This window comes from Klebsiella sp. KTE92 (assembly GCF_000398905.1).
Taxonomy (GTDB): Bacteria; Pseudomonadota; Gammaproteobacteria; order Enterobacterales; family Enterobacteriaceae; genus Klebsiella; species Klebsiella variicola.
In genome coordinates this window covers 685,964-709,233 of the sequence record NZ_KB976100.1, presented here as the reverse complement: position 1 = coordinate 709,233, position 23,270 = coordinate 685,964, and the positions used below count along the sequence as shown (strand labels likewise).

The window sequence follows — 23,270 nt, the reverse complement described above, 5'->3', positions numbered from 1 at the left end:
AACCCGCGCCTTGGCGCGGGTTTTTTTATGCTCGTCAACAAGGCGCCAGGACACAGACTAAGGATCCAAACCATGAGCCAGCAAGTCATTATTTTCGATACGACCTTACGTGATGGCGAACAAGCGTTACAGGCAAGCCTGAGTGTCAAAGAGAAGCTGCAGATCGCTCTGGCCCTTGAGCGTATGGAGGTCGACGTAATGGAAGTCGGTTTCCCGGTCTCTTCCCCGGGCGATTTTGAATCGGTGCAAAGTATCGCGCGCACCATCAAAAACAGTCGTGTTTGCGCTCTGGCGCGCTGCGTTGAGAAAGATATCGATGTGGCAGCAGAATCCTTAAAGGTGGCTGAAGCTTTCCGCATCCATACCTTTATTGCAACCTCGCCGATGCATATCGCCACCAAACTGCGCAGCACGCTGGATGAAGTGATTGAGCGCGCGATCTATATGGTGAAGCGGGCGCGCAACTACACTGACGATGTCGAATTCTCTTGTGAAGACGCCGGCCGCACGCCGATTGCCGATCTGGCTCGCGTCGTCGAAGCGGCGATCAACGCTGGCGCCACCACCATTAATATCCCGGACACCGTCGGCTACACCATGCCGTTCGAATACGCCAACATTATCAGCGGCCTGTATGATCGCGTGCCGAATATCGACAAAGCGATTATTTCCGTCCACACCCATGATGACCTGGGCATCGCCGTCGGTAACGCCCTCGCCGCGGTCCACGCCGGTGCGCGCCAGGTAGAAGGCGCGATGAACGGTATCGGCGAACGCGCTGGCAACTGTGCGCTGGAAGAAGTGATCATGGCGATCAAAGTACGCAAAGACATCATGAACGTGCACACCAACATTAATCATCATGAAATCTGGCGCACCAGCCAGACCGTCAGCCAGATCTGCAATATGCCGATCCCGGCCAACAAAGCCATCGTCGGCACCGGCGCCTTCGCCCACTCCTCCGGCATCCACCAGGACGGCGTACTGAAGAACCGCGAAAACTACGAAATCATGACTCCGGAATCCATCGGCCTGAACCAGGTACAGCTGAACCTGACTTCCCGCTCCGGTCGCGCGGCGGTGAAACACCGGATGGAAGAGATGGGTTACCAGGAGAGCGATTACAACCTGGATCATCTGTACGACGCGTTCCTGAAGCTGGCGGACAAAAAAGGCCAGGTCTTCGATTACGATCTGGAAGCGCTGGCGTTTATCAACAAGCAGCAGGAAGAGCCGGAGCATTTCCGCCTGGACTACTTCAGCGTCCAGTCTGGCTCCAGCGATATCGCCACCGCTTCAATCAAGCTGGTCTGCGGGGATGAAATCAAAACCGAAGCCGCTAATGGCAACGGTCCGGTCGACGCCATCTACCAGGCTATTAACCGCGTGACAAACTACAACATTGATTTAGTGAAGTATGGCTTAAGTGCGAAAGGCCACGGCAAAGACGCCCTGGGCCAGGTGGATATCGTCGTTGACTACAACGGCCGCCGTTTCCACGGGGTTGGCCTGGCCACAGATATCGTTGAGTCGTCAGCAAAAGCCATGGTTCACGTGCTGAACAACATCTGGCGCGCCGCCGAAGTCGAAAAAGAATTGCAACGCAAAGCTCAGAATAAAGAGAACAATAAGGAAACCGTGTAATGTCGAAGAATTACCATATTGCCGTTTTGCCGGGTGATGGCATTGGCCCGGAAGTGATGAACCAGGCGATGAAAGTACTGGAAGCCGTGCGCCAACGTTTTGCCATGCACATTACCACCAGCCAGTATGACGTCGGTGGGGCGGCTATTGACCGTCAGGGGACTCCCCTGCCGCAGGCGACCGTCGCCGGATGCGAACAGGCGGATGCGATCCTGTTCGGCTCCGTCGGTGGTCCGAAATGGGAACACCTGCCGCCCGCCGAGCAGCCAGAGCGCGGTGCGCTGCTGCCGCTGCGTAAGCACTTCAAACTGTTCAGCAACCTGCGTCCGGCCAAACTGTACCAGGGGCTGGAGGAGTTCTGCCCGCTGCGCGCCGACATCGCTGCCAACGGCTTCGACATTCTCTGCGTTCGCGAACTGACCGGCGGCATCTACTTCGGCCAGCCAAAAGGCCGCGAAGGCAGCGGTCAGCATGAGAAAGCCTTTGATACCGAGGTGTATCACCGCTTTGAAATCGAACGTATCGCGCGCATCGCTTTTGAATCCGCTCGTAAGCGTCGTCACAAAGTGACCTCCATCGATAAGGCCAACGTCCTGCAGTCGTCCATTCTGTGGCGCGAAATCGTCACCGAGATCGGCAAGGAGTATCCGGACGTTGAGCTGGCGCATATGTATATCGATAACGCCACCATGCAACTGATTAAAGATCCGTCCCAGTTCGACGTGCTGCTGTGCTCCAACCTGTTTGGCGACATCCTCTCCGACGAGTGCGCGATGATCACCGGCTCTATGGGCATGTTGCCGTCCGCCAGCCTCAACGAGCAAGGTTTTGGCCTGTATGAACCAGCGGGCGGCTCGGCGCCGGACATCGCGGGCAAAAATATCGCTAACCCGATCGCGCAGATCCTCTCTCTGGCCCTGCTGCTGCGCTACAGCCTCGACGCTGACGAAGCGGCGACCGCCATTGAGAGCGCCATCAACCGTGCCTTAGAGGAAGGGGTTCGTACCGGCGACCTGGCGCGCGGAACGGCGGCGGTCAGTACTGATGAAATGGGCGATATCATTGCCCGCTATGTCGCAGAAGGGGTGTAATCATGGCGAAGACGTTATACGAAAAATTATTTGATGCGCACGTAGTGTATGAGGCGCAGAACGAAACCCCGCTGCTGTACATCGACCGCCATCTGGTGCACGAAGTGACCTCCCCGCAGGCGTTTGACGGCCTGCGCGCGCATGGCCGCCAGGTGCGCCAGCCGGGTAAAACCTTCGCGACCATGGATCACAACGTCTCGACGCAGACCAAAGATATCAACGCGTCCGGCGAGATGGCCCGTATCCAGATGCAGGAGCTGATTAAGAACTGTAAAGAGTTTGGCGTTGAGCTGTATGACTTAAATCACCCATACCAGGGTATCGTCCACGTCATGGGCCCGGAGCAGGGCGTCACCCTGCCGGGGATGACCATTGTTTGCGGTGACTCCCATACCGCCACCCACGGCGCGTTCGGGGCGCTGGCGTTCGGTATCGGCACCTCCGAAGTGGAGCATGTGCTGGCGACCCAGACCCTGAAACAGGGCCGCGCGAAGACCATGAAAATCGACGTGCAAGGCAAAGCGGCGCCGGGCATTACCGCCAAAGATATCGTGCTGGCCATCATTGGTAAAACCGGTAGCGCCGGCGGCACCGGCCATGTAGTTGAGTTCTGCGGCGAAGCGATCCGCGATCTGAGCATGGAAGGGCGTATGACCCTGTGCAACATGGCGATCGAGATGGGCGCCAAAGCGGGCCTGGTCGCGCCGGACGAAACCACCTTCAATTACGTACGCGGCCGTCTGCATGCGCCGAAAGGCAAAGATTTTGACGATGCCGTCGCGTACTGGAAAACCCTGAAAACCGACGATGGCGCGACGTTTGATACCGTGGTGACGCTGCAGGCGGCGGAGATTGCCCCGCAGGTGACCTGGGGCACCAACCCGGGCCAGGTGATCTCAGTGACGGATAATATCCCCGATCCGGCGTCATTCAGTGATCCCGTGGAACGCGCCAGCGCCGAAAAAGCGCTGGCCTACATGGGCCTGAAATCCGGGATCCCGCTGACGGATGTGGCTATCGATAAAGTGTTTATCGGCTCCTGCACCAACTCGCGAATCGAAGATTTACGCGCCGCGGCGGAGATCGCTAAAGGGCGTAAAGTGGCGCCGGGTGTCCAGGCGCTGGTGGTGCCGGGTTCCGGTCCGGTGAAAGCGCAGGCGGAAGCGGAAGGCCTGGATAAGATCTTCATCGAAGCCGGCTTTGAGTGGCGCTTACCGGGTTGCTCGATGTGTCTGGCAATGAACAATGACCGCCTGAATCCGGGCGAGCGCTGTGCCTCCACCAGCAACCGTAATTTTGAAGGCCGTCAGGGCCGCGGCGGACGCACGCACCTGGTGAGCCCGGCAATGGCCGCAGCGGCAGCTGTTACCGGTCATTTCGCCGATATCCGTAATCTGAAGTAAGGAGACCATCATGGCAGAGAAATTTACCCAACATACCGGCCTGGTGGTTCCACTGGATGCTGCAAACGTCGATACCGACGCGATTATTCCCAAGCAGTTTTTGCAGAAAGTGACTCGCACCGGCTTCGGCGCCCACCTGTTTAACGACTGGCGCTTTCTCGACGATAAAGGCCAGCAGCCGAACCCGGATTTTGTGCTGAATTTCCCGCAATACAAAGGGGCGTCAATCCTGCTGGCACGTGAAAACTTCGGCTGCGGCTCCTCGCGCGAGCACGCGCCGTGGGCGTTGACCGATTACGGCTTTAAGGTCGTGATTGCGCCAAGCTTTGCCGATATCTTTTACGGCAACAGCTTCAATAACCAGCTGCTGCCGGTGACCCTGAGCGACGAGCAGGTCGACGAGCTGTTCAAGCTGGTGCAGGCCAACCCGGGCATGACGTTTGAAGTGGATCTGGAAGCGCAGGTGGTTAAAGCCGGGGATAAAACCTACAGCTTTAAGATCGACGACTTCCGCCGCCACTGCATGCTCAACGGCCTGGATAGCATCGGCCTGACGCTGCAGCACGGAGAGGCGATTTCCGACTATGAACGCAAGCTGCCGGCGTTTATGAATTAACCTTCGGGCCCGGTCATTTGACCGGGCTTTTTAATTTTATCGCGGCGGAAATTGCGATCTCACGCACAAAAAACAATATTGATTCGCTGATTGTCAGGCCTTGACCCCGCCCTGCCCCACACCATAAAGAAGAATCACTCCGCTTTCCTTCTCTTCCTCTTCGTTGTTTATGTATTATCCCTTCACTGCAAGTAAAAATAAGGCACGAGTGTTTAATATAAAAATATAAGAATGTGAAAGAAGCGTTAATCCCATAGAGAACCCCTATAGCTCAGAACAAAAAAAAACATTATTTTTCGATTTTTCCCCTCGCTATCTTTGCCCACAGAGAAATATTAACTAAGGACACGCCCGGGCCCCCGCATATCGGCCTCCCGGCCTCCTGTGGAGAGAAGAGATGAGCCACTATCCGCACCTTTTCAGTCCGTTGACCATCAACGGCATGACGCTAAAAAACCGCATTATCATGCCCCCTATGGGCACCAATATGGCCACGCTCAACGGCGAGGTGTCGCAGGAACAGCTGGAATACTATGAACTGCGGGCCAAAGGCGGTACCGGACTTATCACCATCGAAAACATCTGTATTGATTTTCCCTTTGCTTCCAACGGCACCACGCAGTTACGCATCGATAACGATCAATATATTCCGCGGCTGTTTAAATTAACCGAGACCCTGCATAAACATGGCGCCTGCGTATCCATTCAGTTAAATCATGCCGGCGCTTCGGCGTACGCCTACCGCCTTGACGGTCAGACGCCACTCTCTTCCTCCACGACGCCCTCGAAAAAGCACGGAAATATTCCACGCCCGATGACGCATGAGGAAATTTATCATGCCGTTGAAAAGTTTGGTGATGCCGCGGAGCGCGTTCGTCGTGCGGGTTTTGACAGCGTCGAAATTCATGCCGGTCATTCCTATTTAATTAGCCAGTTTTTATCGCCATTATTTAATAAGCGCACCGATGAATTTGGCGGCAGCGTCGAAAACCGTACCCGGATATTAAGTCTGATTATCGATAAAGTGCGCGCCTGCGTGGGGCCACGTTTTCCGGTCAGCCTGCGCATCAGCGCCGACGACTTCCTCAAGGGGGGCAATACCCTCGAAGATTCCCTGCGCATCCTTGAACTCTGCCAGGATAAGGTCGATATCATCAACGTCTCTGCGGCGCAGAATGACAACCTGAATCTGCAAATCGACCAGATGTCGCTGGAGGATGGCTGGAAGCGCTACCTCTCCCGCGCGGTGCGCGATAAATTCCATAAGCCCACGGTCATCGCCGGCAATATTCGCTCACCACAGGTGGCCGAGGATATTCTCGCCAGCGGCGATGCCGACCTTATTGCCATTGGCCGCGGCCTGATTGCCGAGCCGGAGTGGGTACAGAAGGTGCAAGGCGGTAAAGAGCGCCTGATGCGCAAATGCATCTCCTGCAATATCGGTTGCGCTGACCATCGTATCGCCCGCTCGCGCCCGCTGCGCTGTTCGATTAACCCGGACATCATCCACGGCGATGCCTACAAAATGCGCCGCGTCAGTCGCGAAACGAACGTGGTGGTCATCGGCGCTGGCACCGCCGGGATGGAAGCCGCCTGCACGGCGGCGGAAGTCGGTTGCCATACCTGGCTGCTGGAGGCGAAAAACCACGTCGGCGGCCTCGCCAGCGAAATCTCCCGCCTGCCGGAGAAAAAACGCATCGCTGATTTCCCGCAGTTTATGAAAAATCGCATCGCCTCGCTGGACAACCTGATGCTGCAGGTCGGCAAATGTGCCGACGTGGCCTCAGTTTCCGCCTTGCATCCGCATCTGATTGTCAACGCCACCGGCTCAACGCCGCTGCTGCCGCCCATTGAGGGCTTGCGGGAAAACATTGATACCGCGGACGGCAAAGTCTTTTCCATTACCGGCATGATCGACAACCTGGCGAAATTTACCGATATCGAGGGTAAACGTATCGCCGTCGTCGGCGCAGGCGCCGTTGGCCTCGACGTTATCGAATACTTTACGGCGCGCGGCGCGCAGGCGGTATTAATCGAAATGCAGGACGCCGCCGGTCGCGACCTCGACATCATTACCAAAAATGCCATGTTGACCATGCTCGACGAGCACCAGGTCGAACAGCACATGAATACCCAACTGATGGCAGTCGCTGCCGACCATTTCCGGGTGAAAAATACACAGCAAACCTTCGATATCCCCTTTGACTACGGCTTTGTCTGCCTGGGGATGCGCGCCAACCGGACGGGTCTCGACGAGATCGAGCGCTGGGCCAATGCCAATAACGTCAAAATCATGAATATCGGCGACAGCCTGATGGCGCGGCGCATTATCGACGGCATCCGCGAAGGCCGCAACGTGCTGGATACCCTGGAAGACATGGGTGCGCTGGGCAGTCGCGAAGCACAACGAATTCCCTTTCTAACTTATTGAGGATTTTTGTCATGGCAGAACGTATTACTGGACACACTGAGCTGATTGGCCTGATCGCCACCCCGATTCGCCACAGCATGTCACCCACCATGCATAACGAGGCTTTCGCCCATCTCGGGCTGGACTATGTTTATCTGGCTTTTGAAGTCGGTAATCAGGAGCTGAAGGACGTTGTGCAGGGCTTTCGGGCAATGAAGCTGCGAGGCTTTAATGTCTCTATGCCGAACAAAACCGAAATTTGCCAGTATCTCGATAAGCTGTCGCCGGCGGCGCAGCTGGTCGGGGCGGTCAACACCGTGGTCAACGACGATGGCGTACTGACCGGGCATATCACCGACGGCACCGGCTATATGCGCGCCCTTAGCGAAGCGGGTATCGATATCATCGGCAAGAAGATGACCGTCCTCGGCGCCGGCGGCGCGGCGACCGCCCTCTGCGTCCAGGCGGCGCTGGATGGCGTGAAGGCAATCTCCATCTTTAACCGCCGCGATAAATTCTTCGCCAACGCCGAAGAAACGGTAGCTAAGATCCGCAACAACACCAACTGCGAGATCCATCTGTTCGATCTCGACGATCATGACAAGCTGCGCGCCGAAATCGACAGCAGCGTGATCCTGACCAATGCCACCGGCGTTGGCATGAAGCCGTTCGAAGGCCAAATGTTGCTGCCGAACGACAGCTTCCTGCGCCCGGATCTGATCGTCTCTGACGTCGTCTACAACCCACGTAAAACCCACCTGCTGGAAGTGGCGGAGAAAAAAGGCTGCCGCACCCTGAACGGTCTGGGGATGATGCTGTGGCAAGGCGCGCGCGCGTTCGAAATCTGGACGGGTAAACAGATGCCGGTTGATTACATCAAGAGCATTCTGTTCTAAGAGGCGAATGATGAAAAATAAATACATCCCTACTGCGGCAGGGCTGTATCTCAACTACCTGATTCACGGCATGGGGGTGCTCTTAATCACCCTCAACATGGCCCATCTTCAGGAACAGTGGGGAACAGACGCTGCTGGCGTATCCATCGTTATCTCCTCGTTAGGTATCGGCAAGCTGGCGACCATTGTGACCGGCTTTTTGTCGGATCGCTTTGGCCGTAAGCCTTTTATTTATCTGGGGATCCTCAGCTATCTGATCTTCTTCGTCGGCATCCTGCTGACTAAAAATATCTATCTGGCCTACGTCTTCGGCATTATGGCGGGCCTGGCGAATAGCTTCCTCGACTCCGGAACCTATCCGGCGCTAATGGAGTCTTTCCCGCACTCCGCCAGCCGGGCCAACGTGCTGATCAAAGCCTTCGTTTCCGCCGGGCAGTTCCTGCTGCCGTTCATTATCAGCTTCCTGATCTGGGCGAATCTGTGGTTCGGCTGGTCGTTCGTCATTGCGGCGGGACTGTTTGTCCTGAGCGGCATCTACCTGCTCAAAATGCCATTCCCGGATAGCCAGTCGGCGAAAAAAGAGGAGGCCCCTACGGCGCAGGCGGAAGCAACTGCCCGGCCGCAGGCTAATAAGCTGGATATGGTGATCTTCACCCTGTACGGCTACATTGGCATGGCAACCTTCTATCTGGTCAGCCAGTGGCTGGCGCAGTACGGTCAATTCGTGGTCGGTCTGCCCTACGCCTCGGCGATTAAACTGCTTAGCATCTATACCGTCGGTTCGCTGGTCTGCGTCTTCGTGACCGCCGCCTTCGTCAAAGAGGTGTTCAGCTCGGCCATCGCCATGATCATCTATACTGGCCTGTCGATGATTTCGCTGCTGCTGGTGTGCCTGTTCCCGACGCCGATGATGGTCACCGGCTTCGCCTTTATCATCGGCTTTGCCGCCGCCGGCGGGGTACTGCAGTTGGGAGCAACAATCATGGCGATGAGTTTCCCGAACGGAAAAGGTAAAGCAACCGGGATCTTCTACACCGCCGGCAGTATCGCCAGCTTCACGATCCCGCTGATCACCGCAAAGCTTTCGCAGATCAGTATTGCCAGCATTATGTGGTTTGATTTTGCAATCGCCGTGATCGGCTTTGTGATCGCCCTGTACATCGGCTATCGTCAACTGCAGGCTCGGGCGGCGCAAAAAGTGTCCCGCACCGCAGTCACCGCCTGAGGTTCAACGCGAACAATAATGGATACCTACATGACAAATGCAGTAACCGTAAAGAACATCACCTTTCAGGAAGGGGAAACCCTCATTTGTGTACCGCTGATCGGCAAAACCCTCGATGAGATACTGGGTAACGCCCATGGTCTGGTCGATGCCGGCGCCGATATTATCGAATGGCGCGTTGACCACTTTACCCAGGTCAGAGACATGACCCAGGTGATGGCCGCGCTGGCGGAAATCCGTGGCGCGCTGAAAGCGCTCCCGCTGCTGTTCACCTTCCGCAGCAAGAAAGAAGGTGGCGAAACCGAGATCAGCGACGAAGCGTACTTCGCGCTCAATCGCGAAGCCGCGCGCAGCGGACTGGTTGATGTTATCGATATCGAGCTATTCAATGATGAAGCGCAGATCCGCGCGCTGGTTGACGATGCGCATGCCGCGGGCGTCAAGGTGATCATGAGTAACCATGATTTCCACAAGACTCCCGCTCAGGAAGATATTATCTATCGCCTGCGCCGCATGCAGGATCTGGGCGCCGACCTGCCGAAGATCGCGGTGATGCCGCAGTCGCCGCAGGACGTTCTGACCTTGCTTGCCGCTACGCTGACCATGAAAGAAAAATATGCCACTCGCCCGCTGATTACCATGTCGATGGGCAAATCCGGTGGCGTTAGCCGGGTTACCGGGCGCTTATTCGGCTCGGCGATGACCTTCGGTACCGTAGGACAGGCTTCTGCGCCAGGACAGATCGCCATCGCCAAACTACGTGAAGTGATGGATATTCTCTCCTGATGCCCGAATGGCCCGGAGGCGATCTCCGGGCCATCCACTAACAGAGATTCTGGCTGTCGTGGATAACCACATTTTTAAATGACTGTAGCGCCGGGGAAAGTAACCGATCTTTCATTGTCGCCAGATAGATATAGCGTGGGGGGATGGTGTTTTTAATCTTCAGGATGTGAACGTTGTAATAGGAGAGCGCGGAGATCCGCGGCATAATCGCGATCCCATAGTCAATACTGACCAGCCCGGCCATCGCGGTATCCTCATCCACGTAGCAGGCGATCTCCGGCACCAGCTTTTGCTGCATAAACACATTATCGATAAACGGACGTAAACCGCTATTCTCTGAAAAATAGATATAGGGATAATGAATCGTCTCTACCAGATCGACCTCATGTTCATACAGGCGGGCCAACGGATGATCCTTCGCCGTGACCACCACCAGCTCCTGCTGAATAACAGGAATAAAATCGATATCCGGCTCATCCGCAATATAAGAGCAAATCGCCAGATCGACTTTGCCAGCTTTCAGCTCCTGCAATAGGGTCAGCGATGTCCCCTGAGTAAAAGAAAAAGTAACGTTGTGACATTCAGGTGAAAGAGAATATTGATTAATTAACTGCGGAACAACATATTCGCCCATCGTGTAAATAAAGGCGATGCGAATATTCTCTTTATTCTCGGCGCCATTTTTTTGTAATGTCATCCGGCCATTCTCCAGCGAGGCCAGCGCATCTTCGACATACGGCAAAAAACGCTTGCCGTTTTGCGTAATTTTAACGTTCCGTCCCTGTCTGGCGAACAGCGCGACCCCTAACTCCTTCTCCAGCTCCGATATCGCATGGCTTAGCGAGGGCTGGGTGATGCACAGACTGGAGGCGGCTTCGGTGTAATGTTCGGTTTCAGACAGACGTTTAAAATAATAAAGTTGCTTTAGGTTCATTATTTTTGCCCGTATAATATAAGAATAAATGCACTGACGCTAATATACCATGCAAGCCACCAATAATGTGCGGGAGCGGGTAAATATCGGCGTTACATCAAATATTCTTTTGTGAAGCGTATGAATGTGCAACAAAGCGTTGCCATTCATAGATACTATCTATAGTTCCTGGAGATGTTTTTGCATGTGCGAATATATGCAAAAATATTTTAAACTTTAAAGGAACTCGCTATGAGTATGTCAAACTCTCAGGAAGTCCTCACTTCCTCATCGGGGACGAAAAAAAGAAGCCGCGTTCGGATAGTTATTTTACTGCTGTTGTCCGTCGGAACGATGATCAATTATCTCGATCGCACCATCCTGGGTATTGTCGCCCCACAATTAACCCAGGAAATTCATATCGATCCAGCGATGATGGGCATCATTTTCTCCGCCTTTGCCTGGACCTATGCGCTGGCGCAGATCCCTGGCGGGGTATTTTTAGACCGTTTTGGTAACAAGCTCACCTATGCCCTGTCTATTTTCTTCTGGTCGCTGTTTACTCTGCTGCAAAGTTTTACCCTCGGGCTGAAAACCCTGCTCCTCCTGCGCCTGGGGCTTGGCGTCAGCGAAGCGCCCTGCTTTCCGGCCAACAGCCGCATCGTCAGCACCTGGTTTCCCCAGCATGAGCGCGCGCGGGCGACGGCAACATATACAGTTGGCGAATATATAGGGCTGGCCGCTTTCTCGCCGCTGTTATTTTTAATCCTCGAACACCATGGCTGGAGAACGCTGTTTTTTCTCACCGGCGGATTAGGTATTTTATTTACGTTGGTGTGGTGGCGTTTTTATCACGAACCGCATGAATCACGCACGGCTAATAAAGCAGAATTGGATTACATCGGCGCAAACAACATTAACAATAAAATCCAGAACGTTCCATTTAACTGGCGTGACGCCAGGCGTCTGCTGGGCTGTCGTCAGATCGTAGGCGCCAGTCTGGGCCAGTTCGCCGGGAACACCACGCTGGTGTTTTTCCTGACGTGGTTTCCCAGCTATCTTGCCAACGAGCGCCATCTTCCCTGGCTTCACGTCGGATTTTTCGCCACCTGGCCCTTCCTCGCCGCCGCGATCGGCATCCTCTTCGGCGGCTGGATCTCGGACCGGTTGCTGAAGCGAACCGGCTCCGTCAACATCAGTCGAAAGTTACCAATAATTTCCGGTTTACTACTGTCCAGCTGTATTATTGCGGCGAACTGGGTAAGCGCTAACAGCACCGTTATCATTATTATGTCGGTGGCATTTTTTGGCCAGGGGATGGTCGGTCTGGGCTGGACCTTAATTTCTGATATTGCCCCGGAAAATATGGCAGGCCTCACCGGCGGCATATTTAACTTTTGCGCCAATATGGCATCTATTATTGCGCCACTGATAATTGGCGTGATTATCTCCGCAACGGGTAATTTCTTTTACGCGCTGATCTATGTCGGCCTGACGGCGCTGATCGGCGTGATTGCCTACATTTTTATCATCGGCGATATCAAGCGTATCGTCCTGGAGTAGTCAGCTTGCCCCGGCGACGCGGCTCGCCGGGGCAAGGCAGATTGTCAGATATCCTTCACCCTGCTGGTCAAAAACAGTGTCACCAGCGAAATCGCGGCGATTGTCCAGTAGACGCTGGCGTGGCCATAACTTTGCGACAGCGCCCCCTGCATCACGCCGGCGAGGATCACGCCGGTGGAAATACTGTTGGTGAACAGGGTGGTCGCCGCCCCCGCCCGACCCGGCATTAAGTCCTGGAACCACAGCATACCGATCCCGGCGATAATACCGATAAAGACCGCGTTAAATAGCTGCAGGGCCAGCAGCGCCGTACGGCCATGAAACAGAATCAACCCGGCATAAAACAGCACACCGGCCGCGACCGCCGCCACCATCATTTTACGTTTACCAAAGCGCTTCACGTAGTAACCGGCGAGGATCATCGCCGGTATTTCCAGTCCGGCGGCGGTGCCCATCAGGATCCCGGCAAGGCTGTCGGGAAGACCGAGATCGTTACTGATCCACAGCGGCATATCAATGATATACATCGTGTTGCAGGTCCACATCAGCGTGGAGGCGATAAACAGCATGCGCACGTTCTTATCCTGCCAGCCGCCGGCCTGCACCAGCGCCGCCGCCTCTTCCGAAGGCTGTTCCACCCGCGGGACCGAGGGCAGTTTAATGGCAATCAGCGCCAGACTAATCACAAAGATGCCCGCCGCAATGGAAAACATGGTGGTAAAGCCATAATTGAGGGCCAGCATAAAGGCCAGCGGCGGGCCAATCACCCACGCCAGCGACAGCTGGGCGCGCATGATCGAGCTGAACATCACCACTTCCCGCGCCGAGCTGTCGGCATACTCCCGGGCCAGGGCGAAGAGCTGCGGCATGGCGGCATTGGCGATGGACGCCAGCATCACCCCGCAGGTAATTAACGTCAGGTAGTGACGGTTGAAGGCAAACAGCAGCGCATTGCCCACCGCCATCAGGCAGCAGAGCATAATTAACCGCCGCCGATCGCCGCGGCTATCAGAGCGCTTAGCCAACGCCAGACTCACCAGGATCCCGGCAATGGCATTTACCGTGTAGAACAGGCCCACCCAGAACGGCTGCGCCCCTACTTCGCGGCTGAGAAACAAACTCAAGGTCGGCGCCTGCAACGCGCCCGCCACGCCCATCATAAAAGCAACCAGCATAAAGGCGGCATACACGCCGTTTAGCCGTCGTCCCATCGTCATCAACCACAGCATGGAATGTCCTTAACACACGCGAAGTAAACGAAAAAAGCCAGCAGAGGATTTCTGCTGGCGGGTGATTCTATACTCTATGGGTTTCATGTTGCAGGACAAAACGGTTAACCGTTTTGCACAGCGCTTGTGCTGGCCCTGAAAGGGTGAGCGTGGCCAGAACGTCAGGCCCTGAGCGCATCGACAGCGAAACGAGCGGTCGCGGCCAACGCCCCTGCAGCGTGAAAAACGACGAGTATAACACCAATACTCAGTCACACATGATGTCTGCAAGTCAATGATCAGAGGCCTTTGACGTCACTCCCCACTGCATCAGTTCTCCCAGGATTTCCTGTTGTCGTCCTGCCATCAGGCGGGCCAGCCAGGACGCATCCTGCGTCGCAGAAAAATAGCGCTGGTAGAACGATTTTGCGGTAGACCTCATCATATTCACCTCCTCGCTTCATCGGGATTCATTATTGGCTTAATATGGGGAGTAATAAATTGCTGAGTTTTGCGCAGGAGTTCCCCTTTTATGTCTTCCAGCCGTCTGCAACAACAGTTCATCCGCTTATGGCAGTGCTGCGACGGCAAGTCGCAGGAGACCACCCTCAACGAGCTGGCGGAAATGCTGAGCTGCTCGCGTCGCCATATGCGCACCCTGCTCAATATGATGGAGTCCCGCGGTTGGCTGGCCTGGGAGGCGGAGGCAGGTCGCGGCAAGCGTTCGCGGCTGACCTTTCTCTATACCGGTCTCGCCCTGCAGCAGCAGCGTGCCGAAGATCTCCTCGAGCAGGATCGCATCGATCAGCTGGTGCAGCTGGTCGGCGATAAGGCCGCTGTCCGCCAGATGCTGATCTCTCATCTTGGCCGCAGCTTCCGCCAGGGACGCCATATCCTGCGCGTGCTCTACTACCGTCCGATGAAGAATTTACTGCCCGGCAGTGCGCTGCGGCGTTCGGAAACGCATATTGCCCGGCAAATATTCAGCGCCCTGACGCGGGTAAATGAGGAAAATGGGGAACTGGAAGCCGATATTGCCCACCACTGGCAGCAGCTGACCCCCACCCACTGGCGCTTTTTCCTCCGCCCGGGCATCCATTTTCACCACGGCCGTGAGCTGGAGATGGCGGATGTGATCGCCTCTCTGCAGCGCAGCAATGCCCTGCCGCTCTATTCACATATCGAACGCATCGAATCGCCCACCGCCTGGACCCTGGATATTCATCTGCGCCAGCCCGACCGCTGGCTGCCCTGGCTGCTGGGTCAGGTGCCGGCGATGGTGCTGCCGCAGGAGTGGCAGACCATGAACCACTTTTCCTCCATGCCGGTCGGAACCGGCCCTTATGCCGTGGTGCGTAACAATCAGAACCAGCTCAAGATCCATGCCTTTGAAGACTATTTTGGCTACCGGGCGCTGATCGATGAGGTGAACGTCTGGGTGCTGCCGGAAATTAGTGAAGAGCCCAATGGCGGCCTGACGCTGCAGGGCAATACCGAAAGCGAAAAAGCGGTGGAGAGTCGCCTGGAAGAGGGCTGCTATTACCTGCTGTTCGACTCGCGAAGCCCGCTGGGGGCCAACGACGCGGTGCGTCGCTGGTTAAGCTATCTGTTTCAGCCCGCCAACCTGCTCTACCATGCGGGCGAACACTACCAGGGCAACTGGTTTCCCGCCTACGGCCTGCTGCCGCGCTGGCATCACGCCAGCAACCACGCCTGCGAGAAGCCGGCGGGGCTGGAGACCGTCACCCTCACCTATTACCGCGATCACGTCGAACATCGGGTGATCGGCGGGATTATGCGCGACCTGCTGGCAGCGCATCAGGTAAAACTGGAGATCCAGGAGCTGGAGTATGATGCCTGGCATCGCGGCGAGGTGGTCAGCGATATCTGGCTCAACAGCGTTAACTTCACCTTACCGATCGAATTCTCACTCTTCGCCTATCTGTACGAAGTCCCGCTCATTCAGCGCTGCATCCCCATTGACTGGCAGGCAGACGCCTGCCGCTGGCGCGCGGGAGAGTTTAATCCGGCCACCTGGAGCCAGCGGCTGCTGGCCGGGCAACATATCGTGCCGCTGATCCACCACTGGCTGATGATTCAGGGGCAGCGCAGTATGCGCGGCGTACGGATGAACACCCTCGGCTGGTTCGACTTTAAATCCGCGTGGTTTGCGCCGCCGGAGCCGTAAGCGCTTTCCGTCATCTGACAAAATCATTACACTAAGGCCGTTCTCAACGGGGTGCTAATAAACATACGCAATATCATTCAAGTTGCATCAAGGCAGCAAGCGGGTGAATCCCCTGGAGCATAGATAACTATGTGACTGGGGTGAACGCGCGAAGCTAACGCAGATGCGGCTTGAAGGATGAAGCGTATGGGCTGAGAAAATACCCGTCGAACCTGATCCGGATAACGCCGGCGAAGGGATTTGAGGCTCACTCAAAATCCTTTGCCACCCCTTTTTTCTGAGGTGCAAAGTGTTGAAAAAATTACTCCCGCTGCTGGCGCTGGTCGCCATGCCCGCTCTGGCTAAGCCTGTCCTCACCGTCTATACCTATGACTCCTTCTCTGCCGACTGGGGCCCCGGCCCGGCGGTCAAAAAAGCCTTTGAAGCGGACTGCGGCTGCGAACTGAAGTTCGTAGCCCTGGAAGATGGCGTTTCGCTACTGAATCGCCTGCGCATGGAAGGCAAGAACAGCAAGGCCGACATCGTGCTTGGCCTGGATAACAACCTGCTGGAAGCCGCGGCGCAGAGTAAACTGTTCGCCAAAAGCCACGTACCTGCCAGCGCGGTCAGCGTGCCAGGCGGATGGGATAATGACACCTTTGTCCCCTACGATTACGGCTATTTCGCCTTCGTCTATGACAAAAATAAACTGGCTAACCCGCCGAAAAGCCTGAAAGAGCTGGTTGAGAGCCCGCAGAAATGGCGCGTCATCTACGAAGATCCCCGCACCAGCACCCCGGGGCTGGGCCTGCTGCTGTGGATGCAAAAGGTCTATGGCGATAAAGCGCCCGAGGCCTGGCAGAAACTGGCGGCGAAAACGGTCACCGTCACCAAGGGCTGGAGTGAAGCCTACGGTCTGTTCCTGAAAGGGGAAAGCGACCTGGTCTTAAGCTACACCACCTCGCCGGCTTACCACATTATTGAAGAGAAGAAAGACAACTATGCGGCGGCGAGCTTCGCCGAAGGCCATTATCTGCAGGTCGAAGTTGCCGCGCGTACCGCCGCCAGCAAGCAGCCGGAACTGGCGGAGAAGTTCCTCAAATTTATGGTCTCGCCTGGCTTCCAGAACGCCATCCCCACCGGGAACTGGATGTATCCGGTGACTCAGGTCGCGCTGCCGGCCGGGTTTGATACCCTGGTGAAGCCGCAGACCACCCTGGCGTTTACCCCGCAGCAGGTCGCCAGCGAGCGTCAGACCTGGATTAGCGCATGGCAACGCGCCGTCAGCCGCTAAACCTTCGCGGGCTATTGCCGGGCCTTTTTGCCGCCACCCTGCTCTGCGCCGTCGCGCTGGCGGCGTTTCTGGCGCTGTGGTTTAGCGCCCCCGGCGCGGGCTGGCAATCGGTCTTCAGCGATAGCTACCTGTGGCACGTGGTGCGCTTCTCCTTCTGGCAGGCGTCGCTGTCAGCGCTGTTCTCGGTGGTGCCGGCCATCTTTCTCGCCCGCGCCCTTTACCGGCGTCGCTTCCCGGGCCGCACACTGCTGCTGCGCCTGTGCGCGATGACCCTGATCCTGCCGGTGCTGGTGGCGGTGTTCGGCATCCTCAGCGTCTATGGCCGCCAGGGCTGGCTGGCCTCGCTGTTTCACGCGCTCGGCTGGCAGTGGGATTTCTCGCCCTACGGTCTGCAGGGCATCCTGCTGGCGCACGTCTTTTTCAATATGCCGATGGCCACCCGCCTGCTGCTGCAGGCGCTGGAGAGTATCCCTGGTGAACAGCGGCAAATTGCCGCCCAGCTTGGCATGCGCGGCTATGCCTTCTTCCGTCTCGTCGAATGGCCGTGGATGCGCCGGCACATTCCCGCCGTCGCTGCGCTGATTTTTATGCTCTGCTTCGCCAGCTTCGCCACCGTGCTGTCGCTGGGCGGCGGCCCGAAGGCCACCACGATTGAGCTGGCTATCTACCAGGCGCTGAGCTTTGACTACGATCCGGCGCGAGCGGCAATGCTGGCGCTGATCCAGATGCTTTGCTGCCTCGCGCTGGTGCTGCTCAGCCAGCGCCTCAGTAAAGCGGTGGCTATCGGCGTCAGCCATGTCCGCGGCTGGCGCGACCCTGACGATCGTCTGCACAGCCGCCTGAGCGATGGACTCTTGATCGGCGCCGCCCTGCTGCTGCTGCTCCCGCCTCTGCTGGCGGTCATCGTCGACGGGATCAACCGCAACATGCTGAACGTGCTGGCGCAGCCGGCGCTCTGGCAGGCATTGAGTACCTCTCTGCGCATCGCCATCGCCGCCGGGCTGTTGAGCGTAACCCTGACGATGATGCTGCTGTGGAGCAGCCGGGAGCTGCGCGCCCGCCAGCGGCCGCTGGCCGGGCAGGCGATGGAGCTGAGCGGCATGTTAATCCTGGCCATGCCGGGGATTGTGCTGGCCACTGGCTTTTTTCTGCTGCTCAGTAACAGCGTCGGACTGCCGGAGTCCGCCGACGGCATCGTCATCTTCACCAATGCCCTGATGGCGATCCCCTACGCGCTCAAAGTGCTGGAAAACCCGATGCGCGACGTGACCGCTCGCTACAGTATGCTGTGCCAGTCGTTGGGGATTGAAGGCTTCACGCGGCTGCGGGTGGTTGAGCTTCGCGCCCTCCGGCGCCCGCTGGCCCAGGCGTTAGCCTTCGCCTGCGTGCTGTCGATTGGTGACTTCGGCGTGGTGGCCCTGTTCGGCAACGAGGCGTTCCGCACCCTGCCTTTCTATCTCTACCAGCAGATAGGCGCCTACCGCAGCCAGGACGGGGCCGTCACCGCCCTGCTCCTGCTGCTGCTCTGTTTCTTATTATTTACGCTGATAGAAAAACTTCCGGGGCGTGATGCTAAAACTCAATGATGTGACCTGGCTGTACCAGCATCTGCCGATGCGCTTTACCCTCGACGTCGCGCGCGGCGAGCGCATCGCGGTGCTCGGCCCCAGCGGCGCCGGAAAGAGCACCCTGCTGAATCTGATCGCCGGTTTTCTACCGCCCGCCAGCGGCAGCCTGCGGATCAATGGCGAGGTGCATAACGCGACGCCGCCGGCGCAGCGTCCGGTCTCGATGCTGTTCCAGGAGAATAACCTGTTTAACCATCTCACGGTTCGGCAGAATATCAGCCTCGGGATCCACCCGGGCCTGAAACTGAGCCGCGAGGAGCAGGCGCAGGTGGCGGCGATGGCCGGACAGATGGGAATTGATGCGCTGCTGGAACGCCTGCCGGGCGAGCTTTCCGGCGGTCAGCGGCAGCGCGCGGCGCTGGCCCGCTGTCTGGTGCGCCAGCAGCCGGTGCTGTTACTGGATGAACCCTTCTCAGCGCTTGACCCGGCGCTGCGTCAGGAAATGCTGTCCCTGGTCGCCGATGTCTGCGAGCAGCAGCAGCTCACTCTGCTGATGGTCTCCCACAGCGTGGAAGATGCGGCGCGCATCGCGCCGCGCTCGATAGTGGTCGCCGAAGGGCGGATTGTCTGGGATGGCGCCACCGCCGAGCTGTTAAGCGGCAACAGCAGCGCCTCGCATCTGATGGGCATCAGCGCGCAATAACCTTGTGCAGGATCGCCAGATAGACCGGCATCAGCGGATGGCGGCAGACCAGAGTCAGCGCCGTCGCGGCGACCACCACCATCAGCGGTGACAGCCACAGTAGTCGGCCGCGCGGCAGCCAGCGGGTCAGGCGATCGCCTGAGGTTTTCGCGCTCCGCCACAGCCGCCAGCACAGCCACCCTGCCAGCCAGGCCAGCAGCGCCGCCCCCAACAGCAGCCATTTAAAGCTGGCGCTGTTTTCATCGGCCGGAATATCAATCGCCGCCCCGGCGAGAATGCCGGGCAGGAAATAGAGCGGCGGCCAGAGCAGGCAGCCGATAATATTCGGTAGCACAAACTTCGCCACCGGCAGATCGAGCATCCCGGCGACCATCGGCACCAGCGGTCGCGTCGGCCCAACAAAGCGGCCGATCAGAATGGTGATCATGCTGTGCTGATGCAACGCATGCTCGGTCTTCTCCAACAGGGCACGGTTTTTCTTCATAAACGACCAGCGGTGCAGCGGCTTTTTAAAGCGCCAGCCGAGCCAGAATGAGATCCAGTCGCCCAGCAGACAGCCGACAATCCCCGCCAGCCACGCCTGCCAGAAGTTAACCTCACCGCTGCCGATAAGCGCCCCAAGGCCGGCCATCATCACCGTTCCGGGTAAGATAAGCCCCACCAGCGCCAGCGACTCGAGAAAGGCCACCAGCATCACGGCTAACAACGAGTAGACCGTGGATTGGGTGATAAAGTGTTCCAGCAATGCTTGCATAATGTACCCGGTTAAAAAACGAAGCCCGGATTCTCCGGAGCCATCGCGCCCTCGTCAAGCCACCAATTGTCTTAATAGTTTACTGGCTGTGATATTTAAGCGGGTCATCATTTCACTTTCTTTACTTTTTATTCACATCCTGCACGGAATTCGCTCGGGCTGGCGCCGGTGCATTTTTTAAATACGCGCGAAAAATAGAGCTGATCTTCAAAGCCAACGTTGCGCCCGACGGTGGCGATCGGCATCCGTGTCGTGCTCAGCAGCAGTTTGGCCTGGCTGATGCGCTGATCTTCCCGCCAGCCGAGCACGCTGATCCCCAACTGCTGGCGGAACAGGTGCGACAGACGCGAGGGCGACAGGCAGACGTGCTGGGCGACGCTGGCAATATCAAAATGGCTGTCCGCCAGATGGTCGCTGATGTACTGGCAGGCGTCGCGCACCCGGTTATCCAGCGGCGGATGCAGCGATTCGTTGATCGCCTCCATGCGCCGCAGCAGCAGCTGTTCCAGCAGATTTATCGCCAGCAGTTCGGAATAGCGCCCCGCCCCCTGCCCGGCATCGACGATCTGGCCGAACAGTTCGCCAAAGCGCGCCTGCCACTGTTCATCCGGACGGAAAAAGCCGGTCTGGGCGAAGATCGTCGGCCAGTTGAGCCACTCGTGCCAGTAGGCGCGTGGCCGGAAGTAGACCCACTGGTGATACCACTCGCTGGCGTCGGGATGGCGGCCGTAGTGATGGATTTCCCCTGGTGGGAACAGCAACATATCACCCGGCCGGCAGACGAACTGCTCGCCGTGGTTGTTGATAACACCCTCGCCGCGGATCGTCAGGTTGAGAATATAGCCTTTCATGCCCAGCGGGCGGTCGATAAAGAAATCCAGGTATCCCTGCGCCTCAATCGGCGTGAGGCCGGTGACCAGATGAGCGTTAAAAGAGTAGCCCGGCAGCAGCGGATCGTTTTGCGTTTCGGCCATACGCGTGGTTCTCCCCGAAGGTATTAATGACACCAATTGTCCATATTCATCATTTTATCGCTCTCGGCCCTGTCGCGACTGCGACGGCGGTGGGAATTTCGCTAAAAAGCCGCACGGTAAGCGAAAAAGCGCCAGCAGCGTGCATTCCACCGTGATATACCGGGTAACAAAAGTGTCTATAAATACGGCAGGAAAGTCCACATCGAATATTTGCACGGCGTCACACTTTGCGAGGTGACAGCAAAATAATCCATAAGATTAGCGAATCCGGCCTGACGGATTTTGCCGGGGATATCTACTGTTGCTGCATGAATGATTTCTGCATGGAGTAACAAGATGGCAATTGCGATTGGCCTCGACTTTGGTAGTGACTCAGTCCGCGCCCTGGCGGTGGAATGCGCGTCCGGCGCAGAGCTGGCGGCAAGCGTAGAGTGGTATCCGCGCTGGCGGGAAGGACAGTATTGCGATGGGGCTAACAACCGGTTCCGCCACCACCCGCGAGATTACATCGAGTCCATGGAAGCGGCGCTGAAAAGCGTGCTCGCTTCGCTGAGCGCCGAACAGCGCGCCGACGTCGTGGGCATTGGCGTCGACAGCACCGGCTCAACCCCGGCTCCCGTTGATGCCGAGGGCAACGTGCTGGCGCTGCGCGAAGAATTCGCTGACAACCCTAACGCCATGTTTGTCCTGTGGAAGGATCACACCGCGGTCGAGGAAGCCGAGGCGATCACCCGCCTGTGTCACCAGCCGGGCAAAGAGGATTACTCGCGCTATATCGGTGGTATCTACTCCAGCGAATGGTTCTGGGCCAAAATCCTTCACGTCACCCGCGAAGATAGCGCCGTCGCCCAGGCTGCCGCCTCGTGGGTAGAGCTTTGCGACTGGGTACCCGCCCTGCTCTCCGGCACCACCCGTCCGCAGGATCTGCGCCGCGGCCGCTGCAGCGCCGGACATAAATCGCTGTGGCACGAAAGCTGGGGCGGTCTGCCGCCGGCCAGCTTCTTCGATGAGCTTGATCCCATCATTAACCAGCATCTGGCCTGGCCGCTGTTCACCGATACCTGGACGGCCGATGTGCCGGTCGGCACGCTGAACGCAGAGTGGGCCCAGCGTCTGGGTCTGTCGCAGACCGTGGCCATCTCCGGCGGCGCCTTCGACTGCCATATGGGCGCCGTTGGCGCCGGGGCGCAACCTAACGCGCTGGTGAAAGTCATCGGCACCTCCACCTGCGACATCCTGATTGCCGATAAAGAGAGCGTCGGCGAGCGCACGGTAAAAGGCATCTGCGGGCAGGTTGACGGCAGCGTGGTTCCGCACTTTATCGGCATGGAGGCAGGCCAGTCCGCCTTCGGCGATATTTACGCCTGGTTTGGCCGCATTCTCGGCTGGCCGCTGGAACAACTGGCTCAGCAGCAGCCGGCGTTGCGCGAGCAAATCAAAGCCAGCCAAAAACAGTTACTGCCGGCGCTCACCGAAGCCTGGGCCAATAATCCGTCCCTCGATCACCTGCCGGTGGTGCTCGACTGGTTCAACGGCCGCCGCACGCCGAATGCCAACCAGCGTCTGAAAGGGGTGATCACCGATCTTAACCTGGCGACCGACGCGCCGGCGCTGTTCGGTGGCCTCATCGCCGCCACCGCCTTTGGCGCCCGCGCCATTATGGAGTGCTTCACCGAGCAGGGGATCCCGGTTAACAACGTGATGGCCCTCGGCGGTATCGCACGGAAAAACCAGGTCATCATGCAGGCCTGCTGCGATGTGCTGAACCGCCCGCTGCAGATTGTCGCCTCCGATCAGTGCTGTGCGCTGGGGGCGGCTATCTTCGCCGCCGTCGCCGCCGGCGTCTATGACGATATTCCCGCCGCCCAGCAGCGGATGGCAAGCCAGGTGGAAACCACCCTGCAGCCACGCCCGGCGCAGGCACAACGTTTCGAACAACTCTATCAGCGCTACCAGCAGTGGTCGGTCAGCGCTGAACAACACTATCTCCCTTCGGCTGCAAAGGCGGAAAAAGCCCCGCAATCTCAGGCAGCGCTCACCCATTAAGGATACGAA

General features: G+C 57.5%; 19 protein-coding genes and 1 riboswitch. Of the genes, 14 read left to right on the top strand and 5 right to left on the bottom strand.

Features of this window, described 5'->3' with window-relative positions; genetic code table 11:
* The first annotated feature begins 72 nt into the window (after positions 1-72).
* From leuA to aroD, 8 genes are all read left to right on the top strand, one after another.
* Positions 73-1,644, top strand: a complete 1,572-nt coding sequence (gene leuA / locus A1WC_RS21640) for a 2-isopropylmalate synthase (RefSeq protein WP_016160291.1) — start codon at positions 73-75, stop codon at positions 1,642-1,644.
* Complete coding sequence (leuB, locus tag A1WC_RS21645; RefSeq protein ID WP_008807444.1) at positions 1,644-2,735, top strand: 3-isopropylmalate dehydrogenase; 1,092 nt, start codon at positions 1,644-1,646, stop codon at positions 2,733-2,735. The genes leuA and leuB overlap by 1 nt, the downstream gene beginning before the upstream one ends.
* Positions 2,736-2,737: 2 nt before the next feature.
* A complete protein-coding gene (gene leuC / locus A1WC_RS21650; protein ID WP_008807445.1) occupies positions 2,738-4,138 on the top strand; it encodes a 3-isopropylmalate dehydratase large subunit in 1,401 nt (466 codons plus the stop codon).
* Positions 4,139-4,148: 10 nt separating this feature from the next.
* Complete coding sequence (gene leuD / locus A1WC_RS21655; RefSeq protein ID WP_008807446.1) at positions 4,149-4,754, top strand: 3-isopropylmalate dehydratase small subunit; 606 nt, start codon at positions 4,149-4,151, stop codon at positions 4,752-4,754.
* 397 nt (positions 4,755-5,151) lie between these two features.
* Positions 5,152-7,185, top strand: coding sequence for an FAD-dependent oxidoreductase (locus A1WC_RS21660; RefSeq protein WP_016160290.1), 2,034 nt, complete (start codon positions 5,152-5,154; stop codon positions 7,183-7,185).
* Positions 7,186-7,196: 11 nt separating this feature from the next.
* Positions 7,197-8,060, top strand: a complete 864-nt coding sequence (locus A1WC_RS21665) for a shikimate dehydrogenase (protein ID WP_008807448.1) — start codon at positions 7,197-7,199, stop codon at positions 8,058-8,060.
* Positions 8,061-8,070: 10 nt separating this feature from the next.
* Complete coding sequence (locus tag A1WC_RS21670; RefSeq protein ID WP_012542861.1) at positions 8,071-9,285, top strand: MFS transporter; 1,215 nt, start codon at positions 8,071-8,073, stop codon at positions 9,283-9,285.
* 30 nt (positions 9,286-9,315) lie between these two features.
* Positions 9,316-10,071, top strand: coding sequence for a type I 3-dehydroquinate dehydratase (aroD, locus tag A1WC_RS21675; RefSeq protein WP_012968942.1), 756 nt, complete (start codon positions 9,316-9,318; stop codon positions 10,069-10,071).
* Positions 10,072-10,108: 37 nt separating this feature from the next.
* Here the strand turns inward: aroD and A1WC_RS21680 are convergent, their stop codons facing one another.
* Positions 10,109-11,005 carry a LysR family transcriptional regulator gene (locus A1WC_RS21680; RefSeq protein ID WP_012542863.1) on the bottom strand — a complete coding sequence of 299 codons (897 nt, stop codon included), beginning with the start codon at positions 11,003-11,005 and terminating at the stop codon, positions 10,109-10,111.
* A gap of 231 nt (positions 11,006-11,236) precedes the next feature.
* Between A1WC_RS21680 and A1WC_RS21685 the strand changes: the two genes are divergently transcribed.
* Positions 11,237-12,547 carry an MFS transporter gene (locus A1WC_RS21685; RefSeq protein WP_012542864.1) on the top strand — a complete coding sequence of 437 codons (1,311 nt, stop codon included), beginning with the start codon at positions 11,237-11,239 and terminating at the stop codon, positions 12,545-12,547.
* A gap of 44 nt (positions 12,548-12,591) precedes the next feature.
* Here the strand turns inward: A1WC_RS21685 and A1WC_RS21690 are convergent, their stop codons facing one another.
* Both A1WC_RS21690 and sgrT read right to left on the bottom strand, forming a co-directional pair.
* Positions 12,592-13,776 (bottom strand): sugar efflux transporter, encoded by a 1,185-nt coding sequence (locus A1WC_RS21690; protein ID WP_008807453.1) that lies wholly within the window; start codon positions 13,774-13,776, stop codon positions 12,592-12,594.
* A 271-nt stretch (positions 13,777-14,047) separates the two neighbouring features.
* Positions 14,048-14,200, bottom strand: coding sequence for a glucose uptake inhibitor SgrT (gene sgrT / locus A1WC_RS25700; RefSeq protein WP_012542866.1), 153 nt, complete (start codon positions 14,198-14,200; stop codon positions 14,048-14,050).
* Between the two features lie 87 nt (positions 14,201-14,287).
* Between sgrT and sgrR the strand changes: the two genes are divergently transcribed.
* The 4 genes from sgrR to thiQ all read left to right on the top strand — a co-directional run bounded on the left by sgrR (position 14,288) and on the right by thiQ (position 19,487).
* Positions 14,288-15,943, top strand: a complete 1,656-nt coding sequence (sgrR, locus tag A1WC_RS21695) for an HTH-type transcriptional regulator SgrR (protein ID WP_008807454.1) — start codon at positions 14,288-14,290, stop codon at positions 15,941-15,943.
* Positions 15,944-15,980: 37 nt separating this feature from the next.
* Positions 15,981-16,200, top strand: a riboswitch (TPP riboswitch).
* A 32-nt stretch (positions 16,201-16,232) separates the two neighbouring features.
* Positions 16,233-17,216: a thiamine ABC transporter substrate binding subunit gene (gene thiB / locus A1WC_RS21700; RefSeq protein ID WP_016160289.1), complete on the top strand. Its 984-nt coding sequence runs from the start codon at positions 16,233-16,235 to the stop codon at positions 17,214-17,216.
* Entirely contained in the window at positions 17,192-18,802 is a 1,611-nt protein-coding gene (gene thiP / locus A1WC_RS21705; RefSeq protein ID WP_012968945.1) for a thiamine/thiamine pyrophosphate ABC transporter permease ThiP, read from the top strand. Before thiB ends, thiP begins: the two co-directional genes overlap by 25 nt.
* Positions 18,786-19,487 carry a thiamine ABC transporter ATP-binding protein ThiQ gene (gene thiQ, locus A1WC_RS21710; protein ID WP_008807457.1) on the top strand — a complete coding sequence of 234 codons (702 nt, stop codon included), beginning with the start codon at positions 18,786-18,788 and terminating at the stop codon, positions 19,485-19,487. The genes thiP and thiQ overlap by 17 nt, the downstream gene beginning before the upstream one ends.
* Here the strand turns inward: thiQ and A1WC_RS21715 are convergent.
* Both A1WC_RS21715 and araC read right to left on the bottom strand, forming a co-directional pair.
* Entirely contained in the window at positions 19,474-20,241 is a 768-nt protein-coding gene (locus A1WC_RS21715) for a DedA family protein (protein WP_008807458.1), read from the bottom strand. The two genes, thiQ and A1WC_RS21715, sit on opposite strands and share 14 nt — an antisense overlap.
* Positions 20,242-20,369: 128 nt before the next feature.
* Positions 20,370-21,215 (bottom strand): arabinose operon transcriptional regulator AraC, encoded by an 846-nt coding sequence (araC, locus tag A1WC_RS21720; RefSeq protein ID WP_004204301.1) that lies wholly within the window; start codon positions 21,213-21,215, stop codon positions 20,370-20,372.
* A 336-nt stretch (positions 21,216-21,551) separates the two neighbouring features.
* Here araC and araB point away from each other — a divergent pair, with 336 nt between their 5' ends.
* On the top strand, positions 21,552-23,261 hold the full coding sequence (gene araB, locus A1WC_RS21725) for a ribulokinase (RefSeq protein WP_016160288.1): 1,710 nt from the start codon (positions 21,552-21,554) through the stop codon (positions 23,259-23,261).
* Positions 23,262-23,270 lie beyond the last annotated feature (9 nt).